This window comes from Mycobacterium sp. NGS64 (assembly GCF_059812245.1).
Genome location: NZ_JCALCI010000006.1, coordinates 60798 through 72066 on the forward strand (window position 1 = coordinate 60798; position 11269 = coordinate 72066).

An 11269-nucleotide genomic window follows, 5' to 3' on the forward strand; every position below is an offset into this window, starting at 1 on the left:
GCAATTTACAACGGTCGCGGGCCGGCGCCCTCGCCTCTAATGTCTTCGCCATGACATCCGCCGCCCCGCAACTGCGCCGGGGTCTCGCCAACCGTCACATCCAGTTGATCGCGATCGGCGGGGCGATCGGCACCGGGCTTTTCATGGGGAGCGGAAAAACGATCTCGCTGGCCGGCCCGGCGGTGCTGCTGGTGTACGGAATCATCGGGCTTTTCGTGTTCTTCGTGCTGCGCGCGATGGGCGAACTGCTGCTGTCGAACCTGAACTACAAGTCGTTCGTCGACTTCGCCGCCGACCTATTGGGACCCGCCGCGGGCTTTTTCGTCGGCTGGTCGTATTGGTTCGCCTGGATTGTCACGGGCATCGCCGAGATCGTTGCGATCGCCGGCTACGCGAGGTTCTGGTGGCCCGACGTGCCGTTGTGGCTACCGCCGCTGGTGACCGGCTGCGTGATCCTGGTGTTGAACTTGTCCAGCGTGCGCAACTTCGGGGAGATGGAGTTCTGGTTCGCCCTGATCAAGGTCGCGGCGATCGGGTGCCTCATCGTCGTTGGCGTCGTGCTGGTGGCGACGGATTTCGTTTCGCCGCAAGGCAATCGGGCGACGGTCGAGAACCTGTGGAACGACGGCGGATTCTTCGCGACGGGGTTCATGGGCGTGGTCGGCGGGTTTCAGATCGCCTTCTTCGCGTTCGTCGGGGTGGAACTCGTCGGCGCCGCGGCGGCCGAAACAGCGGATCCGCGCCGCACCCTCCCCCGCGCCATCAACGCGGTGCCCATTCGGGTGGCGATCTTCTACATCGGTGCGCTGCTGGCGATCCTCACTGTCGTCCCGTGGCGGCACTTCGCCGGCGGCCAATCCCCGTTCGTGACGTTGTTCGCGCTGGCGGGACTCGGCGCCGCGGCGTCGATCGTCAACTTCGTGGTGACCACGGCGGCCGCCTCGTCGGCCAACTCCGGCGTGTTCTCCACCGGTCGCATGCTTTTCGGCCTGGCCGACAACGGAAGCGCCCCGTCGCCCTTTCGGCGCCTGAACCGTCGCGGCGTGCCGTCGGTCGCCCTCATTCTCACCGGGGCGCTGCTGCTGACCTCCATCCCGCTGCTCTACGTCGGCGGTTCGGTCATGGGCGCGTTCACGTTGGTGACCACGGTCGCGTCGCTGTTGTTCATGTTCGTGTGGGCCGTGATCGTCGTCAGCTATCTCGTCTACCGGCGCCGGCACTCGCGACGGCACGCCGACTCGTCCTACAAGATGCCCATCGGCGCGGCGATGTGCTGGGCCATCCTGGGCTTTTTCGCGTTCGTGATCTGGACGCTGTGCACCGAACGCGAGACCGCGATCGCCCTGGCGTGGTTTCCCCTCTGGTTCGCGGTGCTCGCCGCCGGCTGGCTGGTGGTGCGGCGCCGGCCCGGGCGCGCCGAGACGTATCGCCGGTTCCAGGCCGAGATGAACAAGCCCGTCGGCGAAACGGCCGAGGCCACGCCCGCCGCCTGACACCCGCCGTTCTTGGGATCGGTAGCGAATCGCGGCCTCTGTACTTATCCCAACGACGACGCCAACCCGGCGGCGCCACCTGAAAGGAAGTCAGAAATGAAGCTTGTTCCCGCCGCGCTCGAACAGCAGATCAACCGCGTCGACCGTCAGCGCAGCCTGTACATCGGGATCGGCAACGCGTTGGTTGCCCTCTGGTGCCTGTACCGGGTGTTCTGGGGGCTCTACCTGGCGATGACGTTCAGTTGGGTCACCGGGGCGATGATTCCTCAGGTGCTGCTCTGGGGCGTGATCGGCGTCATCGCGGGGGTCGTCGCCTTCGGGTTCCTGACCCGCTACTTCAGGGAGTCGTGACTCGCGCACGCTGCGGTCGAAAAGTCCCGAACCCACTTGGGGTTCGGGACTTTTCCCGTCGTGGGCTCTCAGCGGATCTGCTGAATGCGGATCAGGTTCCCGGCGGGATCGCGCACCGCGCAGTCGCGCAGCCCGTATGGTTGTTCGGTTGGCTCCTGGACGATTTCGGCGTCGGCGGCCTGCAGCCGCTCGAACGCGCCGTCGAGGTCCTTGGTGGCCAGCATGAGCATGGCGTAGGTGCCCTTGGCCATCATCGCGGCGATGGTGCGTCGCTCGTCGTCGGTGATGCCCGGGTTGGCGGCCGGCGGGCTCAGCACGATGGACGTGTCGGGCTGGTTCGGCGGCCCGACCGTGATCCAGCGCATCTTGCCCTGCCCGACGTCGAGGCGAACCTCGAAGCCGAGGGTGTCCCGATAGAAGGCCAGCGAGGCCTCCGGGTCGTCGTGCGGAAGCATGCTCGAATGAATCGTGATGTCCATGGCGTCAGGTTAGGTTCGGCCGCGTCAGGGGCGCTTCTCGATTCCTGATCGGTCTGCTGACTTGCTTCGCGACGCACGGCGCTATCCCCGCCGTCGCGTCGGCCGCATGCCTGCGAAACACGCTGGGCGGCATGCCGACCAGCTCCGTGAAGCGGGTGCTGAAGGTGCCCAGCGACGAGCAGCCGACCGCGAAGCAGACCTCGGTGACGCTGAGGTCGCCGCGGCGCAGCAGTGCCATCGCACGCTCGATGCGCCTCGTCATCAGGTACGAGTACGGCGATTCGCCGTAAGCACGCCGAAATTCGCGACTGAGGTGCCCGGCGGACATGTGCACCCCGCGCGCGAGCGCCTCGACGTCCAGTGGCTGCGCGTAGTCCCGGTCGATGCGGTCGCGGACGCGACGCAGCAGCGCGAGGTCGCGCAGTCGCTGCTCGGCGGAGCTACTGGTCACCAAGCCGATACTGCCACGCGGCCAGCCAGTTACGGTGTCGTCGCCCGGTGCCACGCCAGCGGGTTGAGCCCGCGATACGGATCGCCGTCGCGCAGCCGCCGCAGGTCACCCAGGATGTTCTCCAGCGCCCGTTGCGTCTGGTCCTTGACGATGTCCACCCACTCCTGGTCCGTGACGCCCAGCGGCCTGCTCGTGTCGATCGGCGAACCGAACCGGAGATACATGCGCTGGGGCCGGGGAATCAGGGTTGGCCCGATCCCCCGCATCAATGGCCTCGCCATGTCCGCGCGCCCGTTCAGCCTGCGGCCCAACGCCGCACTGAACCGCCCGTAGGCGCTGTCGCGCGTGGTCAGGCTGCGATAGACGTCGTCGCCGCCGACGAGACCGGCCGGCACGATCGGGTAGCCGTTCTCTATCGACAGCCGTGCGAATCCCGCGCGTCCCTGCCAGCGCAGCCGGTACTCCTCGCCCTTGAACTTGGCGATCTCGCGGCCGCCGCCGGGGAACACGAGGATGGTCTCGTCGTTTCGCATCAGTTCGCGCGCGGTCTCCGGTGCGCCGACCACGGCGCCATACGCCGCGATCAGATCGCCGGGCAGCCCACGCATCCGGCCGAAACCCCGTTCGGCCAGGGGTCGGACCCGGGTCCCGATGGTGCGGCGCACCGTATCGGAGATCAGGAAGACCTCGGAGCCGAACTGAGTGTGGTTGCCCACCAACAGGAATCGCCCGTCCGCGGGTAGGCGTTCGACGCCGTCGACGTAGGGCCGGGAAAGGTCGATTACGGGGCGCAGCCGCTCGCTCACCTCGTCGAGGGCTCGACGCAATGTCTGCACCCGCGCGCTTGGCTTCGTGATCGCGGAGAGGTCGGTGTTGTCAGCCACGGTCGTCCGCTCGCGGGCGGGAGAACACGACGGTCAGTGACGGAGGGCCGAACCGGGTCGGGCTGGGCAGCATCTCGATGTTCATCCGTGGGTCGGCGGCGCGGCCTAGCGCCCGCATCGCCGACGGGCTGTAGGCACGCAGCGCGCTGATGAACCCGTCGTGCAGCCCGGGCTGGATCGACGACCACGGCATCAGCACCAGATTCAGGGGCAGCGCGAAAACAGGAAACAGCATCGTGGCCAGCGGGCTCTGCCGTTTGAGGTCGATGACGAGGAACCGCTTGGCCACGCGGGTGGCCTCGGCGATGGCGCGGGTCGCGACCGCCGGCGGGAGGTGGTGGAACGCCAGCGCGAACACGACGAGGTCGTAGCTGCCGTCGGCGGCGTCGATAGCCGTCGCGTCCACCACCTGGGTGCGCGCCCGCGGGTGCTGCCCCAGCTCCCGCGCGGCGATGTTGGCCACCGAATTCGGGTTCACGTCGCTGACGGTGACGGTGGCGGTCGGGTGAAGCTTGAGAATCTGCGCCGAGAGCTTTCCGTGGCCGGCGCCGATTTCCAGGATGCGCGGGTTGGGGATGTCGGCGACGACGCTGAGCGCCGTGCGCGCGTACTTCTCGTGTTGCTTGGTCAGCGTGCCGACCCGGTCGAGCATGCCGATGACCTTCTGCTTGACCTCGTCGGCCACGTCGTCGCGGTCCAGGTACTCGAGCGCGTCGGTTTGAAATCGGCGATCCAGCCACGACGCGCCGGGGCCGCCCCTCGGCATCGTGGCGATCGCCTGGTCCAGCGTGTCTGTCGTCACCATCACGGCTCTCCTTGTCATTTCGTCAGCCCGTTCTTGAGCCACCATAACAAACGAACCAGTTCGTCTGCTTATGATGTTCCTGTGAGATCGAAGACAGAGCTCCGCGGCGAGATACTCGCGGCCGCCCGCGCGGAGTTCGCTCAGTACGGCTTGGCGGGTGCGCGCATCGACCGCATCGCGCGCGCCGCCAGCGCGAGCAAGGAACGGCTGTACGCGCATTTCGGCGACAAGGAGACCCTGTTTCGCGACGTGGTCGCCACCGACGGCGCGGAGTTTTTCCGGGCCGTGGAGCTGCGCCCCGACGCGGTGCCCGAGTTCGTCGGCGGCATCTTCGACCTGGCGCAGAGCCGGCCCGAGCACGATCGCATGATCACGTGGGCCCGGCTGGAAGGCTTCCCGCTGGACATCCCGGAATTCGACGAGGAGCACCCGCCCGAGCGGGCCATCGCCGCGCTGGAGCAGGCGCAGGCCGACGGCCATGTCGACCCGGCGTGGGACCCGCAGCAGCTGCTGGTTCTCCTCTTTGCGATCGCGCTGGCGTGGGCGCACTGGCCCGACCCTGCGGCGGCCACCACCGACAAGGCGGTCATCGCCAGCCGGCGCGCCGCCGCCGTCGAGGCGGCGGCCCGCATCGTCAATCGGCGAAAGTGAACGGCGCAACGCAAAGCGCGTAGTGTCCCAGGCCATGGCCGATGAGATCCGTTTCGTCGAAGCCAACGGGCTGAGATTCGCCTACCTGGAGGACGGCTCGGGGCCGCTCGTCCTGTTGCTGCACGGGTTCCCGGACACCCCGCACACCTGGGACGATCTGCGCCCGCGGCTGGCCGCGCAGGGCTATCGCGCGGTCAGCCCGTATATGCGCGGATACCATCCCAGCGCGATCCCTGCCCGCGACGCCGACCAAGAAACGTTGGCGCGCGATCCGCTCGCGCTGATCGAAGCGCTCGGCGTCCGCGAGGCCGTCGTCGTCGGGCACGACTGGGGAGCCTCGGCCGCCTACGGCGCCGCCGCGCTCGGACCGGATCGGGTCAAAAAGCTGTTCGTCATTGGCATTCCGCACCCGGCGGCGCTCAAGCCGACGCTCAAGAAACTCTGGGGCGTCCGTCATTTCGCGGAGTACAAGTTGCCCGGCGCACCGAAGCGCTTCGCGCGCAACGACTTTGCGGCGCTGCCCGCCATTTGCCGGCGCTGGTCGCCGACCTGGAATCCGGATCCGCACGAGTTCGATGCAGTCCGCGCCAGCTTCGCAAACCCGGCGAGCCTGAACGCGGCGTTCGGCTACTACCGCAAGCTCTCCCCCATCCCCAGCGCATCACTGAAGGCGAAGATCAAGGTGCCGACGGTTGTCTTCGCGGGGCTGGACGACCCGGTCGCCGAGCCGTCCGACTACCGCGGCGCCGCGCGCATGTTCGAGAACGAGTACGTCGTGGAGGAGGTCCCCGGCGGGCATTTCATGCACCGGGAGCATCCCGGGACCTTCGCCGAACGGCTCTTGGCCCACCTGTGATTGGGGCCTACCGGGGCTAGGCGTCGACCAGCTCGGGGTGGAACTTCGCGGCCAGGCGGCGCATCCCGTCCTGCCAGTCGACCGTCGTGCCGCCGATGAGCTCGTGCATGCGGGTGAGGTCGGTGGGGTTGCCGCGCAGCGCGTGCGCGTCCTCGGTGAAGACCGGCTCCTTGCCGACGAGGGAGCCGAGGTAGCCACACCACTCCTGGAGGCTGACGGTTTGGTCGCCGCACCAGTTGACCGTGGTCGCCGGGACCGACGCCGCGTCGAGCAGCTTCGGCACCGTCGCGATGATGTCGTCCTCGTGGATCGGGTTGTATTGCGCCGGTCCTCCGGGCGGGACCGGGATCGGGATGCCGGCCAGCATCATCTCCATGTGGTAGTACGGCCACCCGCCGTTGTTCCCGTAGGGGACGTTGAGGCGGGCGATGACGGTGGGCACGTCGAGGATGCGCGCCATCGACCGGGCGACGACCTCCCCCGCGACCTTGGAAATCGAGTACGTGGGGAACAGAAACTTGTGGTTGTCGCCCAGGGCGGACCGCTCGGTGCGAGGCTCGTCGCCGGGCGGGTCGTACACGGCGGCCGAGGAGCAGTGCAGGAAGGCCTTCGCCCCCCGACAGTGCGCCATCAGCAGGCCGACCGACTCGGCGTTGGCGCCGAGGTCGGTGTCCCAGTCCCCGCTCTTGGCGACCGCCAGGTTGAGGACGTAGTCGAAATCGGTTGGGAGACCGGTGAAGTCCCCGGCCGCCAGGTCGACCGTCTCGCACCGGACACCGGCTTTCTCGAGGCCTTCCCGCGCCGCGGGATTGGTGAAGCGGGCGACGCCCCACACCTCGTTGTCCGGTGCGAGCGCCATGGCGATGGGGGTGGCCAGTTGACCGGTCGGGCCGGTGATCAGGATCTTGGATCCGCGCATGCGCTGATAGTAGGTGAGCGCCACGGCGTGCAGACGATGACCGACTTTCGCGCATTGTGCTCACCCGCGCGGTAGGGTCCCTTCCATGGCCGCCAGGGGTCGCATCGACTTGCGACTCGCCACGCAGGTGTTGGTACTGCAGCTCGTCGTCGTGACGCTGACACTGATCATCGCCTTCGTGTTGTTCGCCGTTTTCAACCGCGCGCGCCTGGACAGTCAATACCACGTCCATGCGCTGGATATCGCTCGCGTCGTGGGCTCATCCCCCACGGTGGTCACCAACATCGCTCGCTACGACAACGGGCCGCTGACCCCGAGCCCGGAACTGGTCGGCGAACTTGCCACCGGTCCGATCCAGGGCGTTGCAACCCGGGTTCAACAACGCACCCATGTGGCGTTCGTCGTCATCGCCAACGCAAGCGGCATCAGGGTCGCGGATCCCGAACGCGACAGGATGGGTCTCCCTGTCCGGTCCGACATCGCACCATCGCTGGCCGGACATGAGATGACATCGCATGACGACACGGTTCTCGGGCGCGCGATCGTGGCGAAAGTCCCGGTGTTCGAGCCAGGTTCCAATCGGGTGCTGGGGGTGGTCATCGTCGGCCTCTCCACCAAGGCCTTCGACGAGCAGTTTTCGAAGAACCTGGTCGTGCTCGGCGCGATGGCCGGTGCCCTGCTGCTGATCTCGGTCGCCGGCTCGGTGCTACTGGCCCGCCGGTGGCGAGGGCTGACCCTGGGTTTGCGGCCGGCCGAGATCACCGAGCTGGTGCGCAGCCAAGCTGCGGTGTTGCAGGGCATCGGAGAGGGCGTGCTCGCGACCGACACGGCCGGCAAGACGACCTTCGTCAACGACGAGGCGTGCCGGCTGCTCGAGATCGGCAGTGAAACGGGCCGGCCCGTCGACGAGATCGGGTTGACCCCGCGCGTGCTCGACGTGTTCAACGCCGCCGATGCGACCCCCACGTTGGCGACGGTCGGCGAGCGCATCGTCGTGGTTTCGGCGCGGCCGGTGTCGCGCGAAGGGCGCCCGCTGGGAACGGTTTTGGTGGTGCGGGACCGAACCGACGTCGAGTCGCTGACCCGCCAGCTCGACGCGGTGCAGGTGATGAGCACGGTGCTGCGCGCCCAGCGCCACGAGTTCGCCAACCGCCTGCACCTGCTGACCGGGCTGTTGCACGGCGGCCACGTCGAGGAGGGGCTGCAATATCTCGAGGAGCTCCTCGGGTCGGGCCCGCTGGGATCCGCGCTGCCCGGCATCGACGCCATCCGCGACGCCTACCTGCAGGCGTTCCTGGCGGCCAAGGGCGCCGCCGCCCGCGAGGCCGGCGTGACGCTGACGATCGGTGAAAACACCTGGGTGTCCGGTCGGCTGGTGCTGCCGGTCGACGTCACCACCGTCGTCGGGAACCTGCTCGACAACGCCATCGACGCGGCCCGCACGAGCCATAACCCCACCAAACAGGTGGAAGTCGAACTGCTGCAAGAGGGTACGACGCTGCACATCACGGTGGCCGACAGCGGTGATGGGGTCGCGCCCGACTTCGTCGAGCACCTTTTCACCGAGGGCACCTCGACCAAGCCGGACTCCGGCATACCGGGCGGCCGCGGCATCGGGCTGGCATTGTCGCGGCAGATCAGCCGCGCCCTCGGTGGTGACCTGTGGCTGGCCAGCCCCGGCAATCCGGAGCTGGCGCTGCGCGGTGCGGAATTCATCGCCCGGCTTCCGGGCGTGATGGTTGAGGAGGCGCAATGGGCGACGCAGACCTGACGGTGCTCGTGGTCGACGACGACTTCCGCGTTGCCAACCTGCACGCCGAGGTGGTCAACACGCTGCCGGGTTTCACGGTGAGCGCCACCGTGAACACGCTGGGGGCGGCGCGGGAGGCCCCGGCCGTCGACCTCGCGCTGGTCGACGTGTACCTGCCCGACGGTTCCGGAATCGACTTCGTCCGCGAATTGCATGGGGACAGCATGGTATTGACGGCGGCGACCGAGGCGGCCACCATCCGCGCCGCGATGTCGGCGGGCGCGCTGAGCTTCCTCGTCAAGCCGTTCGCGACGACCGAGCTGGCCGCGCGGTTGGCCGGCTACGCGCGCTACCGCAAGATTCTGGCGAGCCCCAACCTCACCTCCAGCGACGTGGACGCGGCACTGGATGCGCTGCGTCCCCGGGTCGCTCCCGCGGCACCGCCCACCCTCGCAGCATCTTCCACCAAACAGCTTGTGCTGCAAGCCTTGCGCGCCTCGGAGAAACCCATGTCGGCCGCCGAGGTGTCCGCATCGATCGGGATATCGAGGGCAACCGCCCAGCGGTATCTCGCGGGCCTGGCCACCACCGGCGACGTCTCCGTCGGGTTGCGGTACGGCACGACGGGGCGGCCCGAGCAAGAATTCGCCGCAAAGGACAAACGGCCCACCCGCCCACTGCGATGAAGAGTCGCGCCGAGACTGCGCTCAGCGCGCGATTTGTCCGGCCGAACGCGATCTGTACGCAGTCTCGGCGATGAGCGGAGAGTCAGGTTTGGATCAGTGAACCCCGTAGTCAACGGCGGCCGACGCTGCGTCGGAAAGGCTTGTGGCGGTGGGCCCGCCGTGGCCCGGATAAACGACGGCAGCGTCTAGCCGAAGCATTTTGCGCAGGGACGCCAGCGCCTGCTGTCCATCGTGGGTGATGCCCCGGCAGATTGCGCAGGGACCGCGGTGGTGCCCGACGGCGTCGTGGGTCACCAGGGCGTCTCCGGTGAAGGCCCCCGCCCCGCCCGGGAGCAGGTAGACGCTGCTGCCGGGGGTGTGTCCCGGGGTGTGGAAGGCGTGCAGCCGGCCGGGGACGTCGAGTTCGGCGTCCGCGGTGATGGTGCTGACTTCGGCGACACCCTGGGTTTTCAGCGCGCCCATCCTCGCGAAGTGCAGTGGAGCCCGGATCGCCGAGGGATGACGCAGCAGGTACGGCAATACCGGGCGCTCCGATGGCGTGTACGTGCGGACCTCCCTGGGTCGGGCGGCAAGCGACGCGTCGGCGTGGTGGACCCAGATGCGCGCGCCGGTGATGCGCTGTATGCGGGCCGCAAGTCCGAGGTGGTCGAAATGCGCGTGGGTCAAGACGATTGCGCTGATGTGCTCGATGCCGTAGCCGGCCGCGTTGAGGGTGGCGACCAGGTGCTGCCAATGCCTGGGGACCCCGGCGTCAACGAGTGTCACCCAGCCGCCCTCCGCGACGGCCCAGAAGTTGACATGCCGGTCGCCGAGCCGATGAACGGTGACGGCGCCGGCGGTCACTCGACGGCCTCGCCGGTCTTCACCCAGACCTGTTGGGGTGCTGCGTCGGTGACCTCCATCGAAGTCGCGTCGAACACGACCGTCGGACCGAAGAGGCTAACCGGTGTCCATGCGCCGGCGATCGCGGCTCGGTCACTGGCCAGGATGCGGATCGCGGTCTCGGTGACGATGGCAGCCGAAACCTCGTTGCCGTTGCCCATCCGGGCCTGTCGGCCGCGCTGTCGCCCGTCCGACCACCGCGCTTCGACGTACACGTAGGAGTCGCCGCCGGCATCCGCGAGGTTCCCCGGGGCGGCGAAGAACCCTGTCACGTTGCGCGCGTTGCTCATTCGCTGCGCGACGACGACGTCGGCGGTTGGCGCGGGAAGGACCGGCCGGTTTCGGCCGCCCAACTGAACCTCGGCCATGCCGGAACCGAACGGCGCGGTGCGCAACTCGCCGTCCTCCAGCCAGATCGCACCGCGGGCCATGGCGTCGGCGAACGTGGCCTGCAATCCCGGGCTGGCCACCTCGCCCGCCGGGGCGGTGATCAGCCGGACATCGGCGGGTGGTTGGCTCGCGCCGGTGATGACCTCGGCGAGCAGAGCCTCCCCCACCGTCGGGCCCATGCCGACCGCAGTCAGCATCGGGATGTGCCGTTGGCGCGCTTGCGAATCGAGGGACATTAACTGTTGGACGGCGTCATGCTCATTCGGGATTTCCAGGTAGGGAACCGATTGCTCGAGGCAGGCCTGGCGCACCGGCCGGGCGTGTGTGCTGAACGGTCCGACCGTGTTGACGACGAGGGCGACGGATTCCGGAAGTGGTCCTGGATCGAGGACGTCGCCGGGCAGCACCCGCGAACCGGGCAGCGCGTCGGCCATCTCGTCGAGGCGGGTGCGGTCGCGGGCCGCCAGCGTCAGCGCCAGGCCGTGGTCGTGCAGGCGGCGCGCGATGCTGCGCCCGGAAACACCCGTCGCCCCGAGCAGGAGAACGTTGTCGGCGCTCATGCCGCCGCGCCGTTCGCGAGGTAACCGGCCACTTGGGCCGCGGGATCGGTTTCGAGCATCAGAACCCTCAATTCATGTCATATCAATTAATGACGTATCACCGATGATGCGT

Annotated in this window: 13 protein-coding genes; 6 read left to right on the top strand and 7 right to left on the bottom strand. The window is 68.2% G+C overall.

From position 1 onward, the window contains the following. Positions 1 to 50 precede the first annotated feature (50 nt). Both AC5Y4S_RS23820 and AC5Y4S_RS23825 read left to right on the top strand, forming a co-directional pair. Complete coding sequence (locus tag AC5Y4S_RS23820; protein ID WP_500035068.1) at positions 51 to 1493, top strand: amino acid permease; 1443 nt, start codon at positions 51 to 53, stop codon at positions 1491 to 1493. Between the two features lie 96 nt (positions 1494 to 1589). Beyond that, positions 1590 to 1844 (top strand): hypothetical protein, encoded by a 255-nt coding sequence (locus tag AC5Y4S_RS23825; protein ID WP_068182175.1) that lies wholly within the window; start codon positions 1590 to 1592, stop codon positions 1842 to 1844. A 68-nt stretch (positions 1845 to 1912) separates the two neighbouring features. Here the strand turns inward: AC5Y4S_RS23825 and AC5Y4S_RS23830 are convergent, their stop codons facing one another. The 4 genes from AC5Y4S_RS23830 to AC5Y4S_RS23845 are packed head-to-tail and all read right to left on the bottom strand — an operon-like array spanning position 1913 to position 4463. Next, on the bottom strand, positions 1913 to 2323 hold the full coding sequence (locus AC5Y4S_RS23830) for a VOC family protein (RefSeq protein WP_500035069.1): 411 nt from the start codon (positions 2321 to 2323) through the stop codon (positions 1913 to 1915). A gap of 4 nt (positions 2324 to 2327) precedes the next feature. Next, positions 2328 to 2774 (bottom strand): helix-turn-helix transcriptional regulator, encoded by a 447-nt coding sequence (locus AC5Y4S_RS23835; RefSeq protein WP_500035070.1) that lies wholly within the window; start codon positions 2772 to 2774, stop codon positions 2328 to 2330. A 29-nt stretch (positions 2775 to 2803) separates the two neighbouring features. After that, entirely contained in the window at positions 2804 to 3658 is an 855-nt protein-coding gene (locus tag AC5Y4S_RS23840; RefSeq protein ID WP_500035071.1) for a lysophospholipid acyltransferase family protein, read from the bottom strand. Then, the gene (locus tag AC5Y4S_RS23845; protein ID WP_500035072.1) at positions 3651 to 4463 is read right to left on the bottom strand and encodes a class I SAM-dependent methyltransferase; all 813 of its coding nucleotides are present in this window, start codon (positions 4461 to 4463) and stop codon (positions 3651 to 3653) included. Before AC5Y4S_RS23845 ends, AC5Y4S_RS23840 begins: the two co-directional genes overlap by 8 nt. 81 nt (positions 4464 to 4544) lie before the next feature. On the opposite strand from AC5Y4S_RS23845, the gene AC5Y4S_RS23850 reads away from it, so the two are divergent. Together AC5Y4S_RS23850 and AC5Y4S_RS23855 are read left to right on the top strand one after the other, a co-directional pair. Next, positions 4545 to 5114, top strand: a complete 570-nt coding sequence (locus tag AC5Y4S_RS23850) for a TetR/AcrR family transcriptional regulator (protein ID WP_085189832.1) — start codon at positions 4545 to 4547, stop codon at positions 5112 to 5114. 34 nt (positions 5115 to 5148) lie between these two features. Beyond that, positions 5149 to 5970 (top strand): alpha/beta fold hydrolase, encoded by an 822-nt coding sequence (locus tag AC5Y4S_RS23855; RefSeq protein WP_500035073.1) that lies wholly within the window; start codon positions 5149 to 5151, stop codon positions 5968 to 5970. 16 nt (positions 5971 to 5986) lie between these two features. On the opposite strand, the gene AC5Y4S_RS23860 is transcribed toward AC5Y4S_RS23855, so the two are convergent. Further along, positions 5987 to 6889 (bottom strand): NAD-dependent epimerase/dehydratase family protein, encoded by a 903-nt coding sequence (locus AC5Y4S_RS23860; protein ID WP_500035074.1) that lies wholly within the window; start codon positions 6887 to 6889, stop codon positions 5987 to 5989. A gap of 85 nt (positions 6890 to 6974) precedes the next feature. On the opposite strand from AC5Y4S_RS23860, the gene AC5Y4S_RS23865 reads away from it, so the two are divergent. Then, the gene (locus tag AC5Y4S_RS23865; RefSeq protein ID WP_500035075.1) at positions 6975 to 8660 is read left to right on the top strand and encodes a sensor histidine kinase; all 1686 of its coding nucleotides are present in this window, start codon (positions 6975 to 6977) and stop codon (positions 8658 to 8660) included. Beyond that, positions 8642 to 9325: a response regulator gene (locus tag AC5Y4S_RS23870; RefSeq protein ID WP_500035076.1), complete on the top strand. Its 684-nt coding sequence runs from the start codon at positions 8642 to 8644 to the stop codon at positions 9323 to 9325. Before AC5Y4S_RS23865 ends, AC5Y4S_RS23870 begins: the two co-directional genes overlap by 19 nt. 93 nt (positions 9326 to 9418) lie before the next feature. On the opposite strand, the gene AC5Y4S_RS23875 is transcribed toward AC5Y4S_RS23870, so the two are convergent. Beyond that, positions 9419 to 10168, bottom strand: coding sequence for an MBL fold metallo-hydrolase (locus AC5Y4S_RS23875; protein WP_500035077.1), 750 nt, complete (start codon positions 10166 to 10168; stop codon positions 9419 to 9421). Further along, the gene (locus tag AC5Y4S_RS23880) at positions 10165 to 11157 is read right to left on the bottom strand and encodes a saccharopine dehydrogenase NADP-binding domain-containing protein (RefSeq protein ID WP_500035078.1); all 993 of its coding nucleotides are present in this window, start codon (positions 11155 to 11157) and stop codon (positions 10165 to 10167) included. Before AC5Y4S_RS23880 ends, AC5Y4S_RS23875 begins: the two co-directional genes overlap by 4 nt. Positions 11158 to 11269 lie beyond the last annotated feature (112 nt).